Consider the following 23,668-nt stretch of genomic DNA (forward strand, 5'->3'; position numbering starts at 1 on the left):
CCGTCCGCGGGCCGCGGCGGAGACCGGTCACGGCGCGGCGCCCACGGTCGGAGGCACCGGGGTCTGCGCGAGCGCCGCGGTCACGACCGATGCGGGGTCCGTGCCCTGCGCCCATGCCTGGGGCGTCAGCGTGAGGCGGTGAGCGAGCACCGGCACCGCGATGCGCTTGATGTCGTCGGGGCGGACGTATCCCCGTCCGTCGAGCGCGGCGAGGGCGCGTCCGAGGAGCACGAGCGCCTGTGACCCGCGCGGGGAGGAGCCGACGGCGACCGGGGCCGCCTCGCGCGTCGCGCGTGTGAGCGCGACGCCGTACCGGACCACGTCCGGATCGACGTGGATCCGCTCGACGGCCTCCTGGATCCGACGGAGCCCCGCGCCGTCGATCACCGGCTCCACGACGGTGTCCGGGCGTCCTCGACGGACCCGCTCCAGGATGATGTCCGTCTCGGCGTCGGGCGTCGGATACCCGACCGACAATCGCACCATGAACCGGTCCAGCTGCGCCTCGGGCAGTGCGTAGGTCCCCTCGTACTCGACGGGGTTCGCGGTGGCGATGACGTGGAACGGCTCCGCCAGCGGGAACCGCCGCCCCTCGACCGTGACCTGACGCTCGGCCATGGCCTCGAGCATCGCCGACTGCGTCTTGGGCGTCGTGCGGTTGATCTCGTCGGCGAGCAGCACGCCCGTGAAGATCGGGCCCGGACGGAACTCGAAGTCCGTCGAGCCCGGGACGTACACGAAGGATCCCGTGACGTCGCCGGGCAGCATGTCGGGCGTGCACTGGAGACGGCGGAAGTCCAGTCCGAGCGCGGCCGCGAGGCTTCGCGCGGCGAGGGTCTTGCCGAGACCGGGCACGTCCTCGAACAGCACGTGCCCGCCGGCGAGGATCGTCGCGAGCGCGACGGACAGGGGCTCGTCCATCCCCACGACGGCGGTCCGCACGCCGGCGAGCACGCGCTGCCCGACCTCCGCGACCTCGTCCACGTCCGGCGCGGGTGTCTCATCGTGATCGGTCATGTCCATCGTCCTCTCGGTCGTGTCGTGCATCTGCGGCGGCCGGCGCGAGCCGGTCGACCGCGTCGAGGATCCGACGCAGATCGTCGCGACGGACCTCCTTCGCGGTGAGGGCCGTCCGCAGGTCCTGCCCCAGCAGGGCGTCGATCCGGGCCGCCGAGGCCGGATCGTCCAGATCGAGGCCCCGGCGGGACAGCCGCCGACGGACCACCCTCTGGACGCGGCGCACGATCGCGTGTCCCGCGACTCCCGTACGGGGATTGATGGACCACGCGAGCCGGGACACGTCAGAACCGACGACCGGCCGTTCGGGTTCGGCGGGAGGCCACGTCGCGGTGTCGTCGAAGACCGTCCGCCGGGCGACGACGACCCCTGCGGCGACGAGCAGGAGCCACGCGATCGAGAATCCCCACGGCGCGCCCAGCGTGACGAGCACCGCCAGCACCGGGATCGCAAGGGCGACGCCGACCAGCACGGGCCCGATCCGGGCCCTCATCGCCACGCCTCCTCGATACGGCGGAGCAGCCGCGCGGCCTCCGTGCGATCGCGCTCCGATGCCGTCGCCCCGCCGAAGCGAACGTCCTCGTACAGCCGGAGCAAGGCCGTCACCTCGGCAGCCGATGCGCGATGCCGCGAGAGGATCCGCACCGCCAGCTCTCCCGGGGTCTCGGACGCACCACGGGGCTGCCCCGCCCGTGCAGCCGTCTGCTCCAGCCCGACCCACGCGGCGACGATCGCGTCGTCGGGGCGTCCGATCGCCGTGATGGCGTCCAGGGCTCCGGCGATCCCGGCGCGCACCACGGGGGCGTCGGACGCCGGATCGGACGCGTCGGGGGCGGGCATGGCGTCCTGCAGCTGCACCCCCGCCCGAACGCGCAAGGGGCGATCGCGCCACAGTCGTCGGAGGAGGACGACGAGCACGGCGATCAGCAGAGCGGCGAGGGCGATCGCGACGAGGATCCCGAGGACGACGCCGAGCCAGGCCAGCGCCGCGGGATCCTGATCGCGGACGTCCGGCGGCGCGGTCCCCGCATCGATCGAGGGCGGCGGAGAGGGCGTGACCGCGCCGGCGCCCTCGAACAGCAGCGGACCGAAGACCGGCCGCCCCTGCAGTGCCGCGAAGGCCATCAGCACCAGGATCAGCACCACCAACGCCGATCCGCCGGCGACCGTGCGACGCGCGTCGATTCCCCTCGTGGGTCGCGTGTCGTCGCGGCGCATACGCCCCACCCTAGGTCACCGCCGCTCTCGCCCCCGGTTCTCCACAGGCGACGCCCGGAGACGGCTACCGCGGGCTCAGAGCGTCACGGCACCGGCATACGGCGCCAGACCGTCGCGGACGGCGGCGGCGTCGTGGGCGGAGATGCCCAGCCGAGCGAGGACCTGACCCGGGACGGCCAGCGCCCGCTCGCGCAGTGCGCGGCCGGCGGCCGTGAGGCCGATGTCGAGGCGCCGCTCGTCGGCGGAGCTCCGGACGCGCTCCACCAGTCCGTCCGCCTCCAGACGCTTGACGAGCGGGGACGCCGTGGCCGGATCCATCGCGAGCTCGGTGGCCAGCTCGCGCAGCGTCCTCGGCGCCTGCTCCCACAGAGCGAGCATGACGAGGTACTGCGGGTGCGTCAGACCCAGCGGCTCGAGGATCGGTCGGTAGATGGCCACGACGTTGCGCGCGGCGGTGACCAGGGCGAAGCACAACTGGTTCTCCAGTCGCAGCATCTCTTCCGGCGTCGGTTCCTCCATGGCGTCGATGATACCTCGCACGCAAATCATTAGTACACTAAGCAGTATGAACGACACCCCGGATCCGAGCCCAGCCCCCCGTCCGCCGCTGCGGACGAGGATCCGCGAGGCAGGCGGCCTCTACGCGTGGTTCAACACGAACCTCATCCGGTTCGCCGGCCCGGCGTCGGTCGGCCCGTACGAGGCGACGCCTCCTCCGTCCGACGCGGAGAGGGCGCAGCGCGCCTGCCCGCTGTGCGGCGCTCCGATGACCTCACACGAGATCGACCGATCGGGACCCAAGCCGCTGATGCACTGCCCCTGACCGGCCCCCGTCTCCTCACCCCTCGCCGTCGTCACTGCCGTCGGGCCCGCGCGAGGGCGCCGCGTTGTCCTCACGCGCGGCGTCGATCCAGAACATCAGCTCCGCGTCCCCGAACCCGGTGGTGTCGACGTCGAGCCACCGGGTCCCCATGCTGCGCGCGCCCATCACCGCCACGCGAGCCTCCGGACGCGTGACGAGCTCCTCCCCGTGCTCGTCGCTCAGCCGGACCAGGAGGACTCCCCCGCGGCGCGCGCCGACCAGGATCCGGTCGTTGACCATGAAGACGCGGCTTCCGAACATCCGCTTCTCCTCGAGCGTCGGCTCGTCGGCCAGCAGCGCCCGCACGCGATCCGCAAGCTCGGTCCCCGCCTCATCCATGCCGTGCTCCCGTCGCTCGATCGCCGGCTCAGGCGTGTCCTGCCCGTTCCATGGCCCGCAGCTCCTTCTTCAGGTCCTGCACCTCGTCGCGAAGCCGGGCAGCCAGCTCGAACTTCAGTTCCGACGCCGCCGCGAGCATCTGGTCCGACAGGTCGGCGATGGTCGCCTCGAGCTGCTCCGCCCCCTCGGCGGCGATCCCCTCGCGACGCAGGTTCGGAGTGGGCGACTTGCCCTTCCCGCTCCTGCCCGCCCGCCCGCCGCGCCCGGACAGCATCTCGGCGGTGTCCGCTCCCTCGCGGGCCAGCACCTCGGTGATGTCGGCGATGCGCTTGCGCAGCGGCTGCGGATCGATGCCGTGGGCCGTGTTGTACGCGATCTGCTTCTCGCGGCGCCGCTCGGTCTCCTCGATCGCGTTGCGCATGGAATCGGTCATGTTGTCGGCGTACATGTGCACCTCGCCCGACACGTTTCGGGCGGCACGGCCGATGGTCTGGATGAGCGACGTGCCCGAACGGAGGAAACCCTCCTTGTCGGCGTCCAGGATCGCCACCAGCGACACCTCGGGCAGATCCAGGCCCTCCCGCAGGAGGTTGATGCCGACCAGCACGTCGTACACCCCGGCGCGCAGCTCGGTCAGCAGCTCGACGCGACGCAGCGTGTCGACGTCGGAGTGCAGGTAGCGCACCTTCACGCCGTGCTCGCCGAGGAAGTCGGTGAGCTCCTCGGCCATCTTCTTCGTCAGGGTCGTCACGAGCACGCGCTCATCACGCTCCACCCGCAGGCGGATCTCCTCCAGAAGATCGTCGATCTGGCCCTTGGAGGGCTTCACCACGATCTGCGGGTCCACGAGCCCCGTCGGGCGGATGATCTGCTCCACGACGCCGTCGGCGACGCCCATCTCGTACTTGCCCGGCGTCGCCGAGAGGTACACCGTCTGGCCGATCCGCTGCGTGAACTCGTCCCACCGCAGCGGGCGGTTGTCCAGGGCGCTGGGAAGGCGGAAGCCGTGATCCACCAGGGTGCGCTTGCGCGACGCGTCCCCCTCGTACATCGCGCCGATCTGCGGCACGGTCACGTGCGACTCGTCGATGACCAGGAGGAAGTCGTCGGGGAAGAAGTCCAGCAGCGTGTGCGGCGGCTCGCCCGGCTCGCGACCGTCCATATGGCGCGAGTAGTTCTCGATCCCGGAGCAGAAGCCGAGCTGCTGCAGCATCTCCAGGTCGAAGGTCGTCCGCATCCGCAGTCGCTGCGCCTCCAGCAGCTTGCCCTGTCGCTCGAGCTCCGCGAGCCGCTCGGCCAGCTCCTCCTCGATCGAGCCGATCGCGCGCTGCACGACATCGGTGCCGGCCACGTAGTGGGACGCGGGGAAGATCGGCACGGCGTCGAGCCGCTCGATGATCTCGCCGGTGAGCGGGTGCAGCGAGTACAGCGCCTCGATCTCGTCGCCGAAGAGCTCGATCCGGATGGCGTGCTCCTCGTACACCGGGATGATCTCGATGGTGTCGCCGCGCACCCGGAAGTTCCCCCGGGAGAAGTCCACGTCGTTGCGGTTGTACTGCATCGAGATGAACTGGCGGATCAGCGCATCGCGGTCGTATCGCTCCCCCACCTGCAGCGCCACCATCGCGCGGAGATACTCCTCGGGCGCACCCAGTCCGTAGATGCAGGACACCGTCGACACGACCACCACGTCGCGCCGCGACAGCAGGGAGTTCGTCGTCGAGTGCCGCAGCCGCTCCACCTCGGCGTTGATCGAGGAGTCCTTCTCGATGAAGGTGTCCGTCTGCGGGACGTAGGCCTCGGGCTGGTAGTAGTCGTAGTACGACACGAAGTACTCGACCGCGTTGTGCGGCATCAGCTCGCGGAACTCGTTCGCGAGCTGGGCCGCCAGGGTCTTGTTGTGCGCGAGGATCAGCGTCGGGCGCTGGACCTGCTCGATCAGCCACGCGGTCGTCGCGGACTTTCCCGTGCCGGTGGCGCCGAGCAGGACGACGTCCGTCTCGCCGGCGTTGATCCGGGCGGCGAGCTCCGCGATCGCCTGCGGCTGGTCGCCGGAGGGCGCGTACTCGCTGACGACCTCGAAGGGCCGGACGCTGCGGGTGGGTTGCATGACTACCAGCGTAGGCGGGGCCACCGACACGCGGGCCGGACGGCCGTTCATCCGCACAGCGGTCGGGCGTCCGCCGCCGTCGCGGCCTAGAGTGAGGGCGTGATCGAGTTCGTGATCGGCTCCAGCCTGGCCGCGGCAGCGGGCCTCAACGCCTGGATGCCGCTGTTCCTGCTCGGTCTCGCCGACCGCCTCCTGCCCGCGGTCGCTCTGCCCGCAGGATGGACCTGGCTGTCCAGCGACATCGCGCTCTGGGTCATCGGCGCGCTGCTGCTCGTGGAGATCGTGGCCGACAAGATCCCGGCCCTCGACTCCGCGAACGACGTCCTGCAGAGCATCGTCCGCCCCGCGGCGGGAGGCATCGCCTTCGGCGCAGGGTCGAACGCGCAGACCGTCGCCGTCGACGACCCCTCGACGTTCTTCTCGACCAACGCGTGGGTGCCCATCGTGGCCGGCATCGCCATCGCCCTCGTCGTGCACGCGGTCAAGGCCACCACCCGGGTCGCCGCGAACACGGCGACCGCCGGGATCGCGGCCCCCGTGCTCAGCACCTCGGAGGACGCCGCCTCCTTCGCGCTCGCCGCCGCGGCGATCGTCGTTCCTCTCCTCGCCGCCCTGCTGCTGATCGGGCTGATCGTCGGTGCCGTCGTCCTCGTCCGACGCGCCGCACGCCGCCGACGGCGGTCCGCGGACGCGGCGCCGCCGGTCACGCCCGCGTGAGGCGCTCCCACAGGCGATCGGCCTGACGACGGGTGTCGTCCAGGGAGCCGGTGGTGTCGATCCGCACGTCCGCGATCGCGCGGCGCGCCTCGTCCGAGACCTGCGCCGCGATCCGGGACCGGGCGGCCTCTCTCGTCATCCCCCGCTCGGTGACGAGACGCTCCTCCCGTACCTCCGCGGGGGCGTCGGCGACCACGATCAGGTCCCAGGGATCGTCCGCCCGGGCCTCCACGAGCAGCGGCACGTCGTAGACGACGAGCGCGCCCGGATCCGCGGCGAGGGCCCGCTCGAACCGGCGGTGCGACTCGTCGCGGACCGCGGGGTGCACGATCGCGTTCAGGTCGGAGAGCGCCGCGGGGTCGTCGAAGACCATCGCTCCGAGCGCAGCGCGGTCGAGCGAGCCGTCGGCGGCGATGACCTCCTGACCGAACCTCTCGGCGATGCGGGCGAGCACGGGCGAGCCGGGGGCTTGGACCTCCCGGACGATCGCATCGGCGTCGACGACGACGGCGCCGTGCTCGGCCAGACGAGCGGCGATCGTGGACTTCCCCGAGGCGATCCCGCCGGTGAGCGCGATGAGCGGCATCCCGCCAGTCTTCCACAGCGTGCGGGACCGTCCGGCCGTGGTCAGCGCGACGCGCCCTCCCGTGCGTCCTCCCACCGGAATCGCCCGCCCGCCGCGGCGAACTCGGCGGCCACGGCGTCGCGCAGCTCCGCGTCCGCCAGGTAGTCCGCCGCTGTCGCGGCCAGACCGACCGCGGCATCGGCGAGGGCGGCGAAGGCCGGCTCCCGGATCGTCTGGGCGGCGAAGGCGGCGTTGTGGGGATGGACGTCGTCCGGGCCGCCGAGACCGATCGAGGGGTGCAGCGAGGGAACGTAGCGACTGACGTTGCCCATGTCCGTGGACGGTCCGCCCTGCGCGGCGACGGGCGGAGACGGCGGCACCTCCCGACCGCGGCGGCGCACGGCGTCCGCCCATCGTCGCGTCAGCGCCAGGTTGGGCTGCAGCGGGAGGTACGGAGGAACCGGGTCCACCTCGATGTCCGCGTGGGTCCCGGTCGCGAGCCCGGCCGCCTCCAGCACGGCCACGACGCGGTCCGTGAGGACGCGCAGCGTCTCGATCTCCGCCGAGCGCACGTAGAAGAGCGCCGAGGCGCGCTCCGGCACGACGTTCGGGACGGCGCCGCCGTCGGTGATGATGCCGTGCAGCCGATCCGTGGGGAGGATGTGCTGACGCAGCTGCGCGACGCCCTGGTACGCCGTCACGACCGCATCGAGGGCGTTGCGCCCCAGCCACGGTGCGCCCGCCGCGTGCGCGGCCCGCCCCCGGTACGTGACCGCGACCCGGCGCACGCCCGTCGTCCTCGGGCCGAGGACCGGCGACGTGCGTGCTCCCGCGGCGGGATGCACCATGCCCGCGGCGTCGACCGCGTCGAAGCCGCCCGCGCGCAGGACGAGCTCCTTGCCGCCCCCGTTCTCCTCCGCGGGAGCGCCGACGAGCGACAGGCGCGCACCCAGGCGCTCCGCCACCGGCGCGGCAGCGAGGAACGCCCCGACCGCCGCCGCGGCGATGATGTTGTGACCGCACGCATGGCCCACGCCGGGCAAGGCGTCGTACTCGGCGATCACCGCGAAGTGCGGACCCGAACCCCCGCCGACGGTCGCCAGGAATGCGGTGGGCACGCCGAAGGCGCCGACCTCGACCGCACGGCCGTGGCTCTCCACGAGCTCGGCGATCCTCGCGACCGACCGCTGCTCCTCGAATCCGATCTCGGGATCCTCGAAGAGCGCCGTCGCGAGCGCGCGGAGATCCGGGGCGAGGTCCGCCACCGAGCGACCGAGCTCCGCGTGCACCGCGTCGCCCGCGCCGGCGAACGACGAGGTCTCGGCAACGGGCTCGGGGACGACGGGGGCCACGACGTGGCGCTGCTGCCATTCCAGGTAGGCGGTCAGATCGCCCTCGACCCCGGCCGTCACAGCGCGACCGTCCGGCCGTCCGGCGTGCGCAGGGTCAGCCGGAAGCCGGCGGGCCGCCCCTCGACGACCTCGGCGAGCGCCCCGTCTTCGAGCCCCAGTGCCTCGTGGATCGCCCGCAGGGGCGCGGGGTCCGGCTCCACCCGCTCGAACGAGACGACCTCGATCGTCGGGATGTCGCTGAGGCCCGGCTGCTCGGTGCTCCCCCAGTCGATGAGGAACGGGGACGCGTACCCGCCCGCGCCGCCGCCCCGGGTCAGCCGCCACTCCAGCAGTTCCCCGTCGGGCCGGCGCCGGGACAGCTCCCAGATCTCGCCGGGATCGAAGCCGCGCGCACGGGCGCCCTCCACCGTCGCGTCGATGTCCTCCGGATGGACCGCGTACGTCACGACGGCCGGCCCGCTCAGCGCGTCGATGCCGAACGTCGTCGGGGGCGCGGGGTGGTCGAGCGACGGATCCGGCCCGATCAGCTCGATGTAGTGCGGGGCGCGGCGCCCCTCGACGGTGAGCGCCACGAGCGCGTTGGCGGTTCCCGTGGGGTGTGCCCCGCCGGGCGCCGCGGCGACGCCGGTGCGCTCGGCGAACCAGGAGACGAGACCGGCGAGGTCGGGGCCGGCGATGACGATGTGATCCAGCTGCGCGGGGATGCTCACGGCGTCTCCTCCTTCTCAGGGGTGTTCCGGCGGGCGGGGACCTCGGGTTCGCCGAGGGAGAGCATGAGGCGGTTGGCCCAATTGAAGAAGGCGGCGCCGCCGATCACGTCGAGGATGTCGGCGTCGTCGAGCCCGGCATCGCGCAGCCGCGCGAGGTCCGGCGCGCCGAAGTCGAGCGGCGTCCCGGCCAGCGTCACGGACGCGGCGACGACCGCGTTCCACCGCTCGTCCCCCAGGTCCGCGGCCACGCCCTCGTCGAGAAGGCGCTGCACATCGGCGCCCCGGTCGGACTCGCGGGTCGCCGCGGCGGCATGCACGGACGCGCAGAAGACGCACCCGTTGCGGCGCGACGTCGCAGCGGCCGCGAGCTCCCGCTCCGCACGGCCGATCCCGCCGTCCGTGTTGTAGAAGATGTCGAGATCGGTGAGCGTCCGCGCCTTGAGCGCCCCGGGGTCCCGCGCGAGCAGCCGGAAGTAGGGCATCGAGGCGCGCCGGGGCTCGATGAGGGCGTCGCGCTGGACGTCGGTGAGGTCGGCCTCCGGGACCGGGGCGAGCCAGGGCACCCATCCGAGGCCCTCCTGGGTGAAGCCATGGGGTCGCCTGAGCTCGGGATACTCCGTGACGAGGGTGCCGGGGTCCTGTGCGCCGGCGGCGGTGTCGGTCATCGCTGTGCTCCTTCGAACGAGGGGACGACGTCTCCGGCGGCGCCCGCCGGGTGCTCGCGCACCGCGCGAATCCCCCAGGCCAGCCGGAGCTGGAAGCTCAGGAAGGCGACGAGCTGTGACAGGGTGACGATGTCGTCGGCGCTCCATCCCGCTTCGACGAGCGCCTGCAGAGCCGGCGCGCCGGCCTCGCGCGGACGCAGGACGAGCAGGTGCGCGTGCGTCAGTGCCGCGGCGAGCCGGACGCCGAACTCCGGCGCCGCGGTCCACGGATCGACCGGCTCGTCCTCTCCCCTCAGCCCCGGCTCCCGGTACACGCCGACCGGTCCGCGTCCGCCGGCGCCGTCCGCCGCAGCCGCGATCGCGGTGACCAGATCCGGGGCCTCGTCGCCGAGCAGATCCGCGTAGAACTCCGCTGCCGACCCGAAGCCGTGCAGGCGCGCCACGAATGCCGCCACCGCATAGCGCTCGGCGAGCGGGAAGGTCCCGGGCTCGGCCGGTTCCAGCAGCGCCTCGAAGCTGCGCTGCGCGTTCTCCCGCGCCTGGGGACGTCGCCCGCGCAGTTCGTCGAGCGCGCTTCCCGGGGTCACGCCCGCGAGGAGGTCGATGATGTCGGCGCTCATGCGTCACCGCCTCGGGTCGCCGCGGCGAGATGGAGGCCGCGGAGGTCCTGCGCGGCGGTGTCCCCGAGGGCGTAGCCGAGGCGCGGCGCGACCTCGCTCGCCAGCAGTTCCAGCGAGCGCAGCGTCAGCTCGTGGCCGGGGTCGACCGAGTGCACCTGGAACGACACGTCCGTCGAGGCCCCGATGGCCTGGTCCGCCTCGAGGGAGGCCACGACCTCGTCGACGGTGCCGATGTGGGTGTCGGTGATCCGGATCAGCTCGTCGATGCCGAGCCCGTCCGCGTCCACGCCGTGGAGGGTGGTCGCCAGCCGCCGCAGCCGCGGCGCGGCGTGCTCCCGCACCCGCGTCCTGTCCGCCTCGTCCACCACGACGGCGGTGCGCGAGGCGAGCACCCGGAACGGCGCCCCCGCCGGGAGGCTGTCGCGGTAGGCCTCGATGATGGGCAGCTGCAGCTCGTGCAGCGGGAGGTCGGCGGCGTCCCCCGGCCGGGGCTGCGTCCGCGACAGGAGCAGCCCGTCGCCGTCGGTCCCTGCCCGGACACCGCCCTCGACGGAGAACGTGGCCTGCCAGATCCGGCGGTCGAGCCCGTCGGCGGCCGGATAGATCCGTGCGTCCGTCCCGCGGACGCCGCGGCCGGCCAGCGCGTCCCGGAAGACGGCTGCGTGGTCCGCGAAGATCTCCCGCCGCTGCGCGGAGTCGCGCCCGAACGGCGCGAACGACGACGGCGTGCCCCCGGAGGCGATCCCCAGCTGCACCCGCCCGCCGCTCAGGGCGTCGAGCACGCTCGCGTCCTCCGCCGCCCGGAGGGGGTCGTCGATCGGGAGGGTCAGCACACCGGTGGCCAGGCCGATCCGGGACGTGCGCTGCGCCGCGGCGGCAAGGAGCACGAACGGCGACGGGAGCCCGCCCTCGTCCGCGCCGAAGTGGTGCTGCGCGAGCCAGGCGGAGGCGAAGCCGTGCCGCTCGGCGAGCTCGATCTGCTCCAGGGCGAACCGGTACCGGTCGGCGGCGTCGGCGTCCTCCAGCAGACGGGTGAAGAAGCCCAGACGGGGCGTGGTCATGCATCCTCCTTGACGAACAGGTTGGCGGCGGAAAGGACGGGCGGCGCGGACGGCGCCTCGGGACGGAGGGCGGCGCCGGGGATCGCGTCGATGAGACGGCGCGTGTATACGTGCTCCGGGCGGTCGAAGACCCGCGCGGTCGGTCCGTGCTCGACCTGTCGCCCGCGCTGCAGGACGGAAACGGTGTCCGCGATCTGACGGACGACGGCGAGGTCGTGCGAGATGAAGACGTACGTGAGGGCGAGCTCGTCCTGAAGGCGCGCGAGGAGCCGGAGGATCTGCGCCTGGACCGTGACATCGAGGGCCGAGACGGCCTCGTCGAGCACGACCAGCTCGGGCTCCAGGATCAGTGCCCGCGCGATCGCGACCCGCTGACGCTGTCCTCCGGACAGCTCGGACGGGCGACGCGCCGCGATCTCGGCCGGAAGCGCGACGAGCTCGAGATGGTGGGCCACGCGCTCCTCGCGGTCCGCGCGATTTCCGATCCCGAAGTTCTCCAGCGGCTCCGCCAGCGTGCGGCCGATCGGGCGACGCGGGTCCAGGGACGCATAGGGGTTCTGGTAGACGAGCTGGGCGACGCGGCGGAAGGCCCGCCGGGCGCCACGCGCCGACCCCAGCGCCGTGACCTCCGTCCCGCCGACGAGGATGCTCCCGGCGGACGGCCGGTTGAGCCCCGCGATGCTGCGGCCCGTCGTCGTCTTCCCCGAGCCCGACTCGCCCACGAGGGCGTGCGTGGTCCCGCGTGCCACCGTGAAGGACACGTCATCCACGGCGACGAAGGCCTCCCCGCGCCCGGAACGGTACTCCTGACGGAGTCCGCGGACCTCGACGAGCGGCGGTTCGCCCGGCGCAGGCTGATGGGCGCGCCGTTCCACGACCCTGGCGAGCGAGGGCGCGTCGGCGAGGAGGGTCCGGGTGTACTCCGCCCGGGGCTGCCCGAGAACGACGCGCGAGACGCCCTTCTCCTCGATCCGGCCCTGCCGCATGACGACGAGGGAGTCGGAGTGGTCGGCGGCGACCGCGAGGTCGTGCGTGATGAACAGCACGCCGCTGCCGGATTCCCGACGCAGCCGGTCGATCAGGTCCAGCACTTTGCGCTGCACGGTGACGTCCAGAGCGCTCGTGGGCTCGTCGGCGATGATCAGCTCCGGTTCGAGTCCGAGCGCCGCGGCGATCAGCACGCGCTGACGCATGCCGCCGGACAGCTCGTGCGGATACTGCCGCGCGCGCCGCTCCGGGTCGTCGATGCCCACCTTGTCCAGCAGCTCGATCACCCGGGCGCGGATCCGCGCCCCGTCCTTCCAGCCGTGGATCCGCAGCGCCTCGGCCACGCTCGCCCCGATCGTGGCGACCGGGTTCAGCGAGGTCCCCGGGTCCTGCGGGATGAGCGCCACGCAGCGGCCGCGCAGATGCCGCCACCGTCGCTCGGGGAGACCGACGAGCTGGGTGAGGCCGTCGGTGCGCTCGTTGAGCGCGATGCTCCCGGCGGTGATCCGCCCGTTCCCGGCGAGCAGTCCGATCACCGACTGGGCGACCGTGGACTTGCCCGACCCCGACTCGCCCACGAGCGCGGTCGTCCGGCCCGCCTCGACGTCGAAGGAGACGCCGTCGACGGCCGTGAACTCCCCTCGTCCTGTGCGGTAGGCCACCGCGAGGTCCCGGATCTCCAACAGTGCGCGGGTCATGCTCCTCGGCCTCCTCGGATGACGGCGCTGAGCCGGTTGGTGGCGAGCACGACGAGGGCGACGACCGCGCCGGGCAGCACCGTCAGCCACCAGGCGGTCGCGACGTAGTCCCGTCCCTCCGCGATCAGCAGCCCCCACTCGGGCGTGGGCGGCGGCGCACCGTAGCCGAGGAAGCCGAGGGTCGAGATCTGGAGGATCGCGGAGCCGAGCTGCAGCGCCGCGAGCGCGATGACAGGGGTGAGCGAGTTCGGCAGGATGTGGCGGACGAGCACGGATCCGAAGCTCCCTCCGGATCCGTATGCGGCCTCCACGAACTCGGCTCCGCGCACGCTCACGACCTGCGAACGCGCGAGACGGGCGAACACCGCGATGGAGGTGACGCCGACGGCGATCGCGGCGTTCGTGGTGCCGAAGCCGAGCAGGATGACGACGCTCAGCGAGAGCAGGAGGCCGGGGATCGCGAGCAGGACGTCCACGAACCGCATGAGCACGTCCTCCAGCGCTCCGCCAACCGCACCGGCCGCCACGCCGATGGCCGTGCCGGCGACGAGTCCGACCAGGACCGCGACGACCGCGCCCACGATCGACGCGGACGCGCCGTGCACGACGCGGGTGAAGAGGTCTCGTCCGGTGGCGTCGGTCCCGAACAGGTGCTCCAGGCCGGGCGGCTGCAGCGCCGGGCCGACCGACGCCGTCGGGCTCCCGGGCGCGAAGACCCCCGGCAGGAGCGCCCAGGCGAGGGCGACGAGGAGGACCAGCACGGGCAGGATGACGCCGGGGCGCAGCACCGCGGGCCGCGTCGCGGCGTCGCGCCTGCCGGGGCGACCGGTCCCCCGGTCGACGGTCGTGACGGGTGCGGATGTCATCGGACGACCTCCGTCTCGGGAACGGCCTCGACCGGCGATGTCGGAACCGGACGTGCGAGACGCGACCGACCGGGTCGGCTCGTGCGCAGGCGCGGGTCCAGCAACGGATAGAGGAGATCCACGACGAGGTTGATGACGACGAAGACGACCGTGGAGAGCACCACCACCGCGAGCAGGACCGGGGTGTCGCGGTTCGCGACCGCCTGGGCGGTGAGCTGGCCGACCCCGGCGCGTCCGAACACGGTCTCGGTCACGACCGCGCCGCCCACCAGCTCGCCGAAGAGCAGACCCGCCATGGTGAGCGTGGGGAGGAGGGCGTTGCGTGCGACCGTCCGCCACAGCAGCCAGGACGTGCTCGCTCCGCGGGCGCGCACGACGGTGACGAAGGGCTGGTCGCGCACGTCCTCGATGCTGCGCATCAGGACCTGGGCGAGCGGGGCGGCGATGGGGATGGCCAGCGTCGCCACCGGCAGGATGAGCGCCTGGACCGGGTTCGCGCCGATCACTGGGACGAGGCCGAGACGGAACGAGAAGATCTGCACGAGGACGATCCCGACCCAGAACACCGGAAGGGACACCAGCAGCGGCGGGATCGCGTGGAAGATCCGCCGCAACCACCGGGAGCCTCCGTACGTCGCCGTGAACGCGACGGTCACCGCCAGGAACACCGCCGTCGCCAGCCCGGCCACGGCGAGGACGAGCGTGGACGGCAGTGCCGTCGCGAGCAGCGCCGCCACGGACGCCCCGCTCTGCACCGAGAAGCCGAACTCGCCGCGGAGGAATCCCAGCGTCGACTCCGCGAAGCGCTCGACCAGGCTGCGATCCGCGCCGTATGCGGCCCGGATCTCGGCCAGCTGCTCCGCGGAGAGCCCCAGTTCCGGAGAGCCGTACCGTGCGAGCACGGCATCCCCCGGCAGGGCGGCGAGCAGGAGGTACGCCAGCGTGTAGGTGAGAGCAAGGACGAGCAGCGCCTGCCCGACCCGCCTCAGGATGTACGCCATGTGCCGAGCCTGCCCGCGGTCAGCGGTCGAGCCACGTCGAGTAGAACGACGGGCGACCGACCGACTCGGTGGCGAAGTCCTGCACGCCGGCCCTCAGACCGAACACCTGGGGCTCCTCGAAGATCGGCAGGAAGTACGCCTGCTCGGCGATGCGCTTCTGCGCCGCCTCCGACGCGGCCTGGCGCGCCTCCACCGTGGGAGCGGACGCGATCGCGGACAGGAGCGCGTCGAGCTCCGGGTCGCCGATCGAGTCGTCCGTGTTGTCCCGGTTCAGGAGCGTGTTTCGGTTCCCGCTGAAGAACTGCGACTTCAGCACGTCGAAGTCCGCGCGTCCGACCATCGAGTGGTACACCTGGATCGTGTCGGCGGACAGGGACGCCTCGGTCTGCGCCGCCTGGTCGCCGGCGAAGAGCTGGACGTCGATCCCGAGCTCGCCCAGCTGCTCCTGGACGAGCGTCACGACCTCCTTGGAACGCGGCTGCGGCAGCGCCTCGTTGAAGGTCAGGCTCAGGCGGACGCCGTCCTTCACGCGTACCCCGTCGGCTCCGGCCTTCCACCCCGCCTCGTCGAGGAGGGCCGCGGCGCGCTTCGGGTCGTACGCGTAGTACTCGGAGGTGTCGACGTACCCCAGGGCCGTCCGGGCCAGGGCCCCGGTCGCGAGCGGGTAGCTGTCCGTGAACAGCGTCTCCACGATCGCCTCGCGGTCGACGCCCGCGATGATCGCCTGGCGCACGCGGATGTCGGAGAGCACGGGGTTGCGGAAGCGGAAGCTGAACCCGTTGTTCACGCCGTTCGTGGTGGCGGCGTGAAGGCTCAGGCCGTCGGCCGCGAACTGCGCCTCGTCCGGCGCGTCGATCTGTCGGGCGACGTCGGCCTGCCCTGCGACGACCGTGCCCACGCGGACGCTGCTCTCCCCCGCGACGACGACGTGCACGCCGTCGAGGAGGGCGCGGCCCTGGTGCGCGAGCGACGGCGGAGCCCAGTCGTAGTCCTCACGGGCCGTGAGAGTGAGCTCGGTGCCGATCTTCTCGTCGGCGACGACGAACGGTCCCGAGCCGATCACCGTCGTGGCGTTTCCCGGGCCGAACTCCTCGTTCGTCTTGTCCAGGGTCGCGTTCGACAGCAGACCGGAGTTGATCGTCGAGACGGCCTGCGCGAAGCCCGGCGCAGGAGCCGTGAAGTGGAACCGGACGGTGTGCTCGTCCACGACCTCGCCGCGGTCGTAGTTGTTGATCGCCTCGGACACCGTGAGGGCGCGGGTCGAGTCGCCCTTGCCGAACAGGTCGAGGTTGCGCACGACGTTCTCCGCGTCCAGCGGGGTGCCGTCGGAGTAGGTGACGTCGTCGCGGATCGTGAACGTGTACTCCGTGGAGTCGGCGTTCACCTCGGGCAGGGCCGTGGCGATCCACGGCTCCAGCTCCAGCGTCTCCGGGTTCTGGTACAGCAGCCGGTCGGTGATGTTGTTGACGACTCCACCGTTCGGGTAGAAGCCCGCCGCCGGCGGGTACAGGGTGGTCCAGGTCTGCGGCTCCAGATACGTGAGGGTGCCGCCCGCGCCCGGTTCCTCGCCGCCGCCGGAGCCTGCGGAACCGCTGGAGCACCCGGCCATGAGCGTGGCGACCACGGCGAGCGCTGCGAGCGAGCGGAGTACGCGGGCGGGACGGGACATGGGGTCTCCTCTGGGGATGGACGTGCCGGGTGAGAGCGACAGTCCACCACGCTGCGGCCCCCTCCGTCGGCGGGGCGGTCACATACCGTCACGCCGCTTCACACAGCGTCATCGGACGTCATCCACGGCGTCATATGTCGCCGACGCGCCCCCGTCCGGAAGACGTCCACGGACCGGTCGTCGGTCGCGTCGGAGACGCGGAACGGGCCGCCACCCGCGCCGTGAGGCGGGGTGACGGCCCGTTCGGAACCGAAGCGGTCGGTATTACGCGTTGCCGCCCGAGAGCTTCTCGCGGAGAGCCGCGAGAGCCTCGTCGTCGGCGAGCGTGCCGGCGCCGGTCGACTCGCTGGAGAACGTCTGTCCCCCGAAGTCGTCGCCCGCGGCGGCCTCGGCCTCGGCGGCCTTGAGCACCTGGGCCTTGTGCGCCTCCCAGCGCGCCTGCGCGGCGGCGTACTCCTGCTCCCAAGCCTCGCGCTGGGCGTCGAAGCCTTCCTTCCACGCACCGGTCTCGGCGTCGAAGCCCTCCGGGTACTTGTACTCGCCGTTCTCGTCGTACTCCGCGAGCATGCCGTACAGCGCCGGGTCGAACTCGGTGCCGTAGGGGTCGACCGACTCGTTGGCCTGCTTCAGCGACAGCGAGATGCGGCGACGGTCGAGGTCGATGTCGATGACCTTGACGAACACCTCCTCGCCCACCGAGACGACCTGCTCCGCCAGCTCGACGTGCTTGCTGGAGAGCTCGGAGATGTGCACGAGGCCCTCGATGCCGTCCGCGACGCGGACGAACGCGCCGAACGGGACGAGCTTGGTGACCTTGCCCGGGGTGACCTGGCCGATGGCGTGGGTGCGGGCGAAGACCTGCCACGGGTCCTCCTGCGTCGCCTTCAGCGACAGGGAGACCCGCTCGCGGTCGAGGTCGACCTCGAGGATCTCGACGGTGACCTCCTGGCCCACCTCGACGACCTCGGAGGCGTGCTCGATGTGCTTCCAGGACAGCTCGGAGACGTGCACGAGGCCGTCCACGCCGCCGAGGTCCACGAACGCACCGAAGTTGACGATCGAGGAGACGACGCCCTTGCGGACCTGACCCTTGTGCAGGTTGTTGAGGAACGTGGTGCGCGACTCGGACTGCGTCTGCTCGAGCAGAGCGCGGCGCGAGAGCACGACGTTGTTGCGGTTCTTGTCGAGCTCGAGGATCTTGGCCTCCAGCTCCTGGCCGAGGTACGGCGTGAGGTCGCGGACGCGGCGCAGCTCGATGAGCGAGGCCGGGAGGAAGCCGCGCAGGCCGATGTCGACGATGAGGCCGCCCTTGACGACCTCGATCACCTGGCCGGTGACGACCCCGTCGTTCTCCTTGATCTTCTCCACGTCGCCCCAGGCGCGCTCGTACTGGGCGCGCTTCTTGGACAGGATCAGGCGGCCTTCCTTGTCCTCCTTCTGGAGAACGAGGGCCTCGACCTGGTCGCCGACGGCGACGACCTCGTTGGGGTCGACGTCGTGCTTGATGGAGAGCTCGCGCGAGGGGATGACGCCCTCGGTCTTGTAGCCGACGTCGAGCAGGACCTCGTCGCGGTCGATCTTGACGATCGTGCCCTCGATGATGTCGCCGTCGTTGAAGAACTTCAGGGTCTTCTCGACCGCGGCCAGGAAGTCCTCGGCAGATCCGATGTCGTTGATCGCGACCTGCTTGGCGGCCGTGGCGGTCGTTGCGGTAGTCATGTAGTGGGTAGTCCTTGTAGATGGATGATCGGGCCCCGGGGCTCCGTCGACATGCATGACGGAAGATCGCTCCGAAGCGGATGGTTATGGGATTGCGCGTCACGCACATGCGGACGGATCCCCACGGGTGACACTTCAGGCTATCAGATCGGAACCCTCCATGGGCGACGCCCCTTTCGCCCGCGCTCGACACCCTCGCGCCTGTGGATAACCCGGACGACGCTTCGTCGCGTGGATAGCGTGAAACGGTGACCCCTGAGCACCTCTCCTCCCGTCGGCGCCGCGCCCGCGTCGCCCTCGTCGCGATGGCTGTCGGCGGCGCCATGGCCCTCGGCGGCTGCGCCCCGACGCCCGCGCCCGACCCGACGCCGACGCCCCTGTTCGCGTCCGAGGAGGAGGCGTTCGCCGCCGCCGAAGCGACCTACCGCGCGTACATCGACGCGGCTAACCGGGAGCGCGCTGGGGACCGCACGGCCGACCCGCAGGCCTTCCTGCGGGGCGAAGCACTCGACGCCAACATCGAGAGCAGACGGAAGTTCAAAGAGCGTGGGTTGACTATCAAGGGTGACACAGAGGTCAAGTACGTCGAAGGCCAGAACCCTCCTGCACGTGCCACCGACACTGTGACTATCGACGTCTGCGTCGGCGTCGGCGAAAGTCAGGTCCTGGATTCGAACGGAACGGATGTAACTCCTGCCGACCGAGAGCCGTGGTCTCTTCTGTCCGTCGAAATGATGGTCGAGCGCAACGAGCTAGTAATCGTGATGTCCCAGCTCACGGATCACACGTGCTAACCCGTGTTCTAGCGCTCACACTCGTTGCGATAGCAACGTCGGTCGCAACGCCATCCACAGCGGGAGAAGCCGTGTGTGATGAAATTTCGCTGCATCTCGGTGCTTGCAACGACGGCGACACGATTGATGTTTGGGACGGCTACGAAATACCCGGGCAACCTGAGTCCGATTCTGGGGAGTCAGGGCCGAAGATCCCATCTGACTATCCCGATGACGACCCCGTTTCGGATCCTGGATTCGATGTCGGCATTGACCCGGAGGAGCTCCAGCGCTGTCTGGAACGCCTGCAGGACGCCCGCCTGTGCTTCGGGGCGCGCCCGCCCCAGGTGGACGCCGGCCCCGAGGACCCGGCGGAGCCGGCGCCCCGTCCGATCACCCTCGCCGATCTCGTCCGCTTCGTCCCGACCGGCACGACGGTGTCCGCAGAGCCCGGCAACGTCGGCGTCGTGGGGCTTCCCGCCAACTTCGTCAGCGACGCGACCGCGCAGACCACCTCCGCGGATCTTCTGGGACGCTTCGTCACGGTGCGGTTCACGCCCGTCGGCTTCGACTTCGCGTACGGCGACGGCGCGACTCGGTCGACCGCGGACCCCGGCGCGTCGTGGGCCGCCCTCGGCCAAGCCGACTTCACCCCCACGGCGACGAGCCACGTGTACGGCGCGAGAGGCGAATACACCGCCACCGTCGTCGTCCGCTACGCCGCCGACCTGGACTACGGCCTGGGGTGGATCCCCATGGGCGAGATCGCCGCGGCGCCCGCGACGCAGACGGTGCGCGTGTTCGAGGCCCGCTCGGCGCTGGTGGACGGCACCTGCGAGGAGAGGCCCGGCGCACCGGGGTGCCCGTGACTCCGCGGGCGCCCCGCAGCCGCCTGGCAGACTGAGCCCATGACCGCGCGCGCCCCGAAGCTCATGCTGCTCGACACCGCCTCTCTCTACTTCCGGGCCTTCTACGGCGTGCCCGACACCGTCAAGGCGCCGGACGGCACGTCCGTGAACGCCGCGCGGGGGCTGCTCGACATGGTCGCCAAGCTCGTCACGGCGTACGAGCCGACGCACCTCGTCGCCTGCTGGGACGACGACTGGCGTCCCCAGTGGCGGGTCGACCTGATCCCCAGCTACAAGGCGCACCGCGTCGTCGAGGTCGTCCCGGGAGGCGCCGACGTGGAAGAGGTGCCCGATCCCCTCGAGGCGCAGATCCCCGTCATCCGGGAATCGCTCGCCGCTCTCGACCTCACCGTGATCGGGGCGCCCGCGCACGAGGCCGACGACGTCATCGGCACCCTGGCGCACACGGCGGGGATGCCCGTCGACATCGTCACCGGTGACCGCGACCTCTTCCAGCTCGTCGACGACGCCCGCGGCGTCCGGGTGGTCTACACCGCGCGGGGCATGAGCAACCTGGAGGACCTGACCGACGCCTCGGTGGTCGCGAAGTACGGGGTCCTCCCCTCGCAGTACGCGGACTTCGCGACGATGCGCGGCGACGCGTCGGACGGCCTCCCCGGCGTCCCCGGCGTCGGCGAGAAGACGGCCGCCGCGCTCCTCGCCGCGCACGGGGACCTGGACGGGATCCGCGCGGCGGCGGAGCGCGGGGAAGGGATATCCGCGGGTGTGGCGAAGAAGATCCTCGCCGCCTCGGCCTACCTCGACGTCGCCCCGACGGTGGTGCGGGTCGCGACGACGCTCGACGTCGCCGCGCCGGCCGCTCCCCTGCACCCGCTCGACGACGCCGCACGGGCGGCGGCGGTGGCGCTGGCCGAACGGTGGAACCTCGGCACGTCCATGGGACGGGCGATCGAGGCCCTCGACCGCCTCGGCTGACCTATCCCGCCCAGCGGCGGAGCCGCTCCAGTCCCCAGGTCGTCACGATCCGCTCCGGCGGCACCCCGAGACGCTCCGCCCTCTCCGCGCCGTGGTCCAGCAACGAGAGCTGCCCCGGCGCGTGGGCGTCGGAGTCGATCGAGAAGAGACAGCCGATCTCCACGGCCAGGGCCAGGAGCTCGTCCGGCGGGTCCTGGCGCTCCGGTCGGGAGTTGATCTCCACCGCCACCCCGTGCTCCGCGCATGCCTCGAAGACCGCGCGGGCGTCGAAGACGGACGGCGGGCGGGTGCCGCGCTCCCCCTGCACGAGGCGCCCGGTGACGTGGCCCAGCACCGAGACGTGCGGATGACTCACCGCACGGACGATCCGCCGGGTCATCGGCCCGGCATCCATCCGCAGCTTCGAGTGCACGGACGCCACCACGACGTCCAGCTCCGCGAGAAGCGCGTCCTCCTGATCGAGCGCACCGTCCTCCAGAATGTCGACCTCGATTCCCGCGAGCACGGTGAGACCGTCTCCGCTCGCACCGCGCACGAGCGGGATCTGCTCGCGCAGCCGCTCCGCCGACAGCCCGCGGGCGACCCGGAGCCGCGGCGAATGGTCCGTGATCGCGAGGTAGTCGTGCCCCAGCGCCCGCGCCGCATCGGCCATCACGGCGATCGGGGTCGTCCCGTCGGACCAGTCGGTGTGGGCGTGAAGGTCTCCGCGCAGCCGCGCACGCAGCTCCGAACGGCGCTCGGGCTCGACCTCGCCGCGGAGCTCGACGAGGTAGTGCGGCACCTTCCCCTCGAGAGCCTCGAGGATCACCTCCGACGTGGACGCGCCGATGCCCTTCGTCGCGCGGATCCGGGCGGGGTCGGCGCGCGACGCCTCATCCAGGTCGCCGAACGCCGCGGCGGCCTGCCGGAACGCGCGCGCCCGGTACCGCGACGCCCGCTCGCGCTCCAGCAGCCGGGCGATCTCGAGCAGGGCGTCGACGGGATCCATGTCCGGTCCCTACGCGGCGAAGTCCCGGGAGGCGGAGATCCACTCGTCCAGCTTGGCGAGGGCGCGCCCGTCGTCGATCGCGGCGGACGCGCGCGCCAGGGCGTCGGCGAGCCGCTCCAGGATCGGCCGCTGCGCCTGAGCGGCGTCGTGCGAGAGCTCGTAGGCGACGACCCCGGCCGCGGCGTTGAGGAGGACGATGTCCCGGACCGCACCGGCCTCGCCCGCGAGGGTGCGGCGCAGTACCTCCGCGTTGTGCTCGGGAGAGCCGCCGATCAGGTCCGAGAGCTCCGCCAGCGGGATCCCGAGGTCGCGCGGGTCCAGGTCGTGCTCGTGGATGTCGCCGCGCGTGACCTCCCAGATGCGGCTGTGCCCCGTCGTGGTCAGCTCGTCGAGGCCGTCGTCGCCGCGGAAGACGAGCGCGGTCGCGCCGCGGGTGCGGAAGACGCCGGTGATCAACGGCACGCGCTCGAGCTGGGCGACGCCCACCGCGTTCGCCTCCGCCCGCGCGGGGTTGCACAGCGGTCCCAGCATGTTGAAGACGGTCGGCACGCCGAGCTCCGCGCGCACCCCGCCGGCGTGCTTGAACCCCGGGTGGAAGGCGCCCGCCCACGCGAACGTGATGCCCGTGCGGTCGAGGATGTCGGCGACGGCCTGCGGATCCAGCGTGAGATCCAGCCCCAGGGCGCCGAGCACGTCCGACGCGCCGGAGGCCGAGCTCGCCGCGCGGTTGCCGTGCTTGACGACCGGCACGCCCATCGCGCCGATCACGATCGCCGCCGTCGTGGAGACGTTCACGGTCCCGACCCGGTCGCCTCCCGTGCCGACGATGTCGAGCACGTCCGACGACACCGGCAGCGGGACCGCCGCCTCCAGGATCGCGTCGCGGAAGCCGACGATCTCGTCGATGGTCTCGCCCTTGGCGCGCAGCCCGACGAGGAAGCCCGCCAGCTGCGCCGGGGTCGCCTGGCCGCGCATGACCTGACGCATCGCCCACGTCGACTCGTACACGCTGAGGTCGCGCCGTGCGAGGAGAGTGGAGAGGACATCGGGCCAGGTCAACGCATCCGCCATGGGGGAATCCTATCGACGGGCCCGGTTCGTGACCGGGTCGTGACCTCGGCCGCCGCGGCGAGGAGGCCCTGGACACACAGCGGATTCCCGGCGACTTCTTAGGTCTCCCTAAGTGCCCGGAAGGCGAAACGGCCCCCGGGGGTGCAAGAATCGCCGTCGCGGATCGGCCATAATGGAGGGGTGACGACCTCAGCGACGTATGCCCCGGCGGCGAGAACGATCAAGCGGCCCAACCCCGTGGCCGTCGGAACCATTGTCTGGCTCGGCAGCGAGGTGATGTTCTTCGCGGGCCTGTTCGCGATCTACTTCACCCTGCGCAGCACCTCGCCCGAGCTGTGGGCCTCCCGCACCGAGCTGCTGAACGTGCCGTACGCCACGGTGAACACCATCATCCTGGTGCTGTCGTCGGTCACCTGCCAGATGGGCGTCTTCGCCGCCGAGCGCCTGCAGCCGTACACGGCCCGCAACGACAAGGGCCGCAAGCGGTGGGGCATGGTCGAGTGGTTCTGGCTCACGTTCATCCTGGGCGCCGTGTTCGTCTCCGGCCAGGTCTGGGAGTACGCCCAGCTCGTCGCCGAGGGCATGCCGATCTCGGCCGACTCCTACGCCTCGGCCTTCTACATCACGACGGGCTTCCACGCCCTGCACGTGACCGGCGGTCTCGTCGCGTTCCTCCTCGTCATCGGGCGCGCCTACGCGGTGAAGAACTTCACGCACAAGGAGGCGACCTCCTCGATCGTCGTGTCCTACTACTGGCACTTCGTCGACGTGGTCTGGATCGCCCTGTTCTTCGTCATCTATTTCCTGAAGTAAAGA

General features: G+C 71.8%; 25 protein-coding genes. 6 read left to right on the forward strand and 19 right to left on the reverse strand.

Annotated features, from left to right (window positions below; genetic code table 11):
• Window positions 1-27 precede the first annotated feature (27 nt).
• The 4 genes from MR1_RS06420 to MR1_RS06435 form a co-directional block, all read right to left on the reverse strand.
• Window positions 28-1,017, reverse strand: a complete 990-nt coding sequence (locus MR1_RS06420; RefSeq protein ID WP_067244143.1) for an AAA family ATPase — start codon at window positions 1,015-1,017, stop codon at window positions 28-30.
• Window positions 1,001-1,510 (reverse strand): hypothetical protein, encoded by a 510-nt coding sequence (locus tag MR1_RS06425; protein ID WP_174522514.1) that lies wholly within the window; start codon window positions 1,508-1,510, stop codon window positions 1,001-1,003. The genes MR1_RS06420 and MR1_RS06425 overlap by 17 nt, the downstream gene beginning before the upstream one ends.
• The gene (locus tag MR1_RS06430; RefSeq protein WP_067244145.1) at window positions 1,507-2,235 is read right to left on the reverse strand and encodes a DUF4129 domain-containing protein; all 729 of its coding nucleotides are present in this window, start codon (window positions 2,233-2,235) and stop codon (window positions 1,507-1,509) included. The genes MR1_RS06425 and MR1_RS06430 overlap by 4 nt, the downstream gene beginning before the upstream one ends.
• A gap of 75 nt (window positions 2,236-2,310) precedes the next feature.
• Complete coding sequence (locus MR1_RS06435) at window positions 2,311-2,754, reverse strand: MarR family winged helix-turn-helix transcriptional regulator (RefSeq protein ID WP_067244147.1); 444 nt, start codon at window positions 2,752-2,754, stop codon at window positions 2,311-2,313.
• Between the two features lie 46 nt (window positions 2,755-2,800).
• On the opposite strand from MR1_RS06435, the gene MR1_RS06440 reads away from it, so the two are divergent.
• The gene (locus tag MR1_RS06440; protein WP_067244149.1) at window positions 2,801-3,058 is read left to right on the forward strand and encodes a hypothetical protein; all 258 of its coding nucleotides are present in this window, start codon (window positions 2,801-2,803) and stop codon (window positions 3,056-3,058) included.
• 15 nt (window positions 3,059-3,073) lie between these two features.
• Here the strand turns inward: MR1_RS06440 and MR1_RS06445 are convergent, their stop codons facing one another.
• Both MR1_RS06445 and uvrB read right to left on the reverse strand, forming a co-directional pair.
• Window positions 3,074-3,436: a TfoX/Sxy family protein gene (locus MR1_RS06445; protein ID WP_067244151.1), complete on the reverse strand. Its 363-nt coding sequence runs from the start codon at window positions 3,434-3,436 to the stop codon at window positions 3,074-3,076.
• A 28-nt stretch (window positions 3,437-3,464) separates the two neighbouring features.
• Window positions 3,465-5,546: an excinuclease ABC subunit UvrB gene (uvrB, locus tag MR1_RS06450; RefSeq protein WP_067244153.1), complete on the reverse strand. Its 2,082-nt coding sequence runs from the start codon at window positions 5,544-5,546 to the stop codon at window positions 3,465-3,467.
• Window positions 5,547-5,645: 99 nt separating this feature from the next.
• Here uvrB and MR1_RS06455 point away from each other — a divergent pair, with 99 nt between their 5' ends.
• Window positions 5,646-6,263: a DUF4126 domain-containing protein gene (locus tag MR1_RS06455; protein ID WP_067244155.1), complete on the forward strand. Its 618-nt coding sequence runs from the start codon at window positions 5,646-5,648 to the stop codon at window positions 6,261-6,263.
• Here MR1_RS06455 and coaE read toward each other — a convergent pair.
• The 11 genes from coaE to rpsA all read right to left on the reverse strand — a co-directional run bounded on the left by coaE (window position 6,250) and on the right by rpsA (window position 18,176).
• A complete protein-coding gene (gene coaE, locus MR1_RS06460) occupies window positions 6,250-6,849 on the reverse strand; it encodes a dephospho-CoA kinase (protein WP_067244261.1) in 600 nt (199 codons plus the stop codon). The genes MR1_RS06455 and coaE overlap by 14 nt on opposite strands.
• A gap of 41 nt (window positions 6,850-6,890) precedes the next feature.
• Window positions 6,891-8,240, reverse strand: a complete 1,350-nt coding sequence (locus tag MR1_RS06465; protein ID WP_255218108.1) for an amidohydrolase — start codon at window positions 8,238-8,240, stop codon at window positions 6,891-6,893.
• Complete coding sequence (locus tag MR1_RS06470) at window positions 8,237-8,890, reverse strand: VOC family protein (protein ID WP_067244157.1); 654 nt, start codon at window positions 8,888-8,890, stop codon at window positions 8,237-8,239. Before MR1_RS06470 ends, MR1_RS06465 begins: the two co-directional genes overlap by 4 nt.
• A complete protein-coding gene (locus MR1_RS06475) occupies window positions 8,887-9,555 on the reverse strand; it encodes an alkylhydroperoxidase domain protein (protein WP_067244159.1) in 669 nt (222 codons plus the stop codon). Before MR1_RS06475 ends, MR1_RS06470 begins: the two co-directional genes overlap by 4 nt.
• Window positions 9,552-10,175, reverse strand: coding sequence for a CMD domain protein (locus MR1_RS06480; protein WP_067244162.1), 624 nt, complete (start codon window positions 10,173-10,175; stop codon window positions 9,552-9,554). Before MR1_RS06480 ends, MR1_RS06475 begins: the two co-directional genes overlap by 4 nt.
• A complete protein-coding gene (locus tag MR1_RS06485; protein WP_067244164.1) occupies window positions 10,172-11,236 on the reverse strand; it encodes a putative FMN-dependent luciferase-like monooxygenase in 1,065 nt (354 codons plus the stop codon). The genes MR1_RS06480 and MR1_RS06485 overlap by 4 nt, the downstream gene beginning before the upstream one ends.
• Complete coding sequence (locus tag MR1_RS06490; protein WP_067244166.1) at window positions 11,233-12,921, reverse strand: dipeptide ABC transporter ATP-binding protein; 1,689 nt, start codon at window positions 12,919-12,921, stop codon at window positions 11,233-11,235. Before MR1_RS06490 ends, MR1_RS06485 begins: the two co-directional genes overlap by 4 nt.
• Window positions 12,918-13,787, reverse strand: a complete 870-nt coding sequence (locus MR1_RS06495) for an ABC transporter permease (protein WP_084344418.1) — start codon at window positions 13,785-13,787, stop codon at window positions 12,918-12,920. Before MR1_RS06495 ends, MR1_RS06490 begins: the two co-directional genes overlap by 4 nt.
• On the reverse strand, window positions 13,784-14,788 hold the full coding sequence (locus MR1_RS06500; RefSeq protein WP_067244169.1) for an ABC transporter permease: 1,005 nt from the start codon (window positions 14,786-14,788) through the stop codon (window positions 13,784-13,786). The genes MR1_RS06495 and MR1_RS06500 overlap by 4 nt, the downstream gene beginning before the upstream one ends.
• Before the next feature lie 19 nt (window positions 14,789-14,807).
• Window positions 14,808-16,457 carry a TIGR04028 family ABC transporter substrate-binding protein gene (locus MR1_RS06505; RefSeq protein WP_067244171.1) on the reverse strand — a complete coding sequence of 550 codons (1,650 nt, stop codon included), beginning with the start codon at window positions 16,455-16,457 and terminating at the stop codon, window positions 14,808-14,810.
• Window positions 16,458-16,721: 264 nt separating this feature from the next.
• Window positions 16,722-18,176, reverse strand: a complete 1,455-nt coding sequence (gene rpsA / locus MR1_RS06510; protein ID WP_067244173.1) for a 30S ribosomal protein S1 — start codon at window positions 18,174-18,176, stop codon at window positions 16,722-16,724.
• A 248-nt stretch (window positions 18,177-18,424) separates the two neighbouring features.
• On the opposite strand from rpsA, the gene MR1_RS06515 reads away from it, so the two are divergent.
• The 3 genes from MR1_RS06515 to MR1_RS06525 all read left to right on the forward strand — a co-directional run bounded on the left by MR1_RS06515 (window position 18,425) and on the right by MR1_RS06525 (window position 20,793).
• Window positions 18,425-18,970 (forward strand): hypothetical protein, encoded by a 546-nt coding sequence (locus MR1_RS06515; protein ID WP_067244175.1) that lies wholly within the window; start codon window positions 18,425-18,427, stop codon window positions 18,968-18,970.
• Window positions 18,971-19,296: 326 nt separating this feature from the next.
• Entirely contained in the window at window positions 19,297-19,818 is a 522-nt protein-coding gene (locus MR1_RS06520) for a hypothetical protein (protein ID WP_067244177.1), read from the forward strand.
• Window positions 19,819-19,857: 39 nt separating this feature from the next.
• Window positions 19,858-20,793 (forward strand): 5'-3' exonuclease, encoded by a 936-nt coding sequence (locus tag MR1_RS06525; RefSeq protein ID WP_067244179.1) that lies wholly within the window; start codon window positions 19,858-19,860, stop codon window positions 20,791-20,793.
• A gap of 1 nt (window position 20,794) precedes the next feature.
• On the opposite strand, the gene MR1_RS06530 is transcribed toward MR1_RS06525, so the two are convergent.
• Together MR1_RS06530 and trpD are read right to left on the reverse strand one after the other, a co-directional pair.
• Window positions 20,795-21,781, reverse strand: a complete 987-nt coding sequence (locus MR1_RS06530) for a PHP domain-containing protein (RefSeq protein WP_067244181.1) — start codon at window positions 21,779-21,781, stop codon at window positions 20,795-20,797.
• Between the two features lie 9 nt (window positions 21,782-21,790).
• Complete coding sequence (trpD, locus tag MR1_RS06535) at window positions 21,791-22,852, reverse strand: anthranilate phosphoribosyltransferase (protein WP_067244184.1); 1,062 nt, start codon at window positions 22,850-22,852, stop codon at window positions 21,791-21,793.
• A 180-nt stretch (window positions 22,853-23,032) separates the two neighbouring features.
• Between trpD and ctaE the strand changes: the two genes are divergently transcribed.
• Complete coding sequence (gene ctaE, locus MR1_RS06540; RefSeq protein WP_157517926.1) at window positions 23,033-23,665, forward strand: aa3-type cytochrome oxidase subunit III; 633 nt, start codon at window positions 23,033-23,035, stop codon at window positions 23,663-23,665.
• The last annotated feature ends 3 nt before the right edge of the window (window positions 23,666-23,668 follow it).

The sequence above is a fragment of the Microbacterium resistens NBRC 103078 genome (genome assembly GCF_001552355.1).
GTDB classification, from domain to species: Bacteria; Actinomycetota; Actinomycetes; order Actinomycetales; family Microbacteriaceae; genus Microbacterium; species Microbacterium resistens.

Excerpts from the sequence above, each read along its gene's own strand:
- MR1_RS06420 (WP_067244143.1), bottom strand. The coding sequence starts at position 1,017 with ATGACCGATCACGATGAGACACCCGCGCCGGACGTGGACGAGGTCGCG.
- MR1_RS06425 (WP_174522514.1), bottom strand. The coding sequence starts at position 1,510 with ATGAGGGCCCGGATCGGGCCCGTGCTGGTCGGCGTCGCCCTTGCGATC.
- MR1_RS06430 (WP_067244145.1), bottom strand. The coding sequence starts at position 2,235 with ATGCGCCGCGACGACACGCGACCCACGAGGGGAATCGACGCGCGTCGC.
- MR1_RS06435 (WP_067244147.1), bottom strand. The coding sequence starts at position 2,754 with ATGGAGGAACCGACGCCGGAAGAGATGCTGCGACTGGAGAACCAGTTG.
- MR1_RS06440 (WP_067244149.1), top strand. The coding sequence starts at position 2,801 with ATGAACGACACCCCGGATCCGAGCCCAGCCCCCCGTCCGCCGCTGCGG.
- MR1_RS06445 (WP_067244151.1), bottom strand. The coding sequence starts at position 3,436 with ATGGATGAGGCGGGGACCGAGCTTGCGGATCGCGTGCGGGCGCTGCTG.
- uvrB (WP_067244153.1), bottom strand. The coding sequence starts at position 5,546 with ATGCAACCCACCCGCAGCGTCCGGCCCTTCGAGGTCGTCAGCGAGTAC.
- coaE (WP_067244261.1), bottom strand. The coding sequence starts at position 6,849 with ATGCCGCTCATCGCGCTCACCGGCGGGATCGCCTCGGGGAAGTCCACG.
- MR1_RS06475 (WP_067244159.1), bottom strand. The coding sequence starts at position 9,555 with ATGACCGACACCGCCGCCGGCGCACAGGACCCCGGCACCCTCGTCACG.
- MR1_RS06480 (WP_067244162.1), bottom strand. The coding sequence starts at position 10,175 with ATGAGCGCCGACATCATCGACCTCCTCGCGGGCGTGACCCCGGGAAGC.
- MR1_RS06485 (WP_067244164.1), bottom strand. The coding sequence starts at position 11,236 with ATGACCACGCCCCGTCTGGGCTTCTTCACCCGTCTGCTGGAGGACGCC.
- MR1_RS06490 (WP_067244166.1), bottom strand. The coding sequence starts at position 12,921 with ATGACCCGCGCACTGTTGGAGATCCGGGACCTCGCGGTGGCCTACCGC.
- MR1_RS06495 (WP_084344418.1), bottom strand. The coding sequence starts at position 13,787 with ATGACATCCGCACCCGTCACGACCGTCGACCGGGGGACCGGTCGCCCC.
- MR1_RS06500 (WP_067244169.1), bottom strand. The coding sequence starts at position 14,788 with ATGGCGTACATCCTGAGGCGGGTCGGGCAGGCGCTGCTCGTCCTTGCT.
- MR1_RS06505 (WP_067244171.1), bottom strand. The coding sequence starts at position 16,457 with ATGTCCCGTCCCGCCCGCGTACTCCGCTCGCTCGCAGCGCTCGCCGTG.
- rpsA (WP_067244173.1), bottom strand. The coding sequence starts at position 18,176 with ATGACTACCGCAACGACCGCCACGGCCGCCAAGCAGGTCGCGATCAAC.
- MR1_RS06525 (WP_067244179.1), top strand. The coding sequence starts at position 19,858 with ATGACCGCGCGCGCCCCGAAGCTCATGCTGCTCGACACCGCCTCTCTC.
- MR1_RS06530 (WP_067244181.1), bottom strand. The coding sequence starts at position 21,781 with ATGGATCCCGTCGACGCCCTGCTCGAGATCGCCCGGCTGCTGGAGCGC.
- trpD (WP_067244184.1), bottom strand. The coding sequence starts at position 22,852 with ATGGCGGATGCGTTGACCTGGCCCGATGTCCTCTCCACTCTCCTCGCA.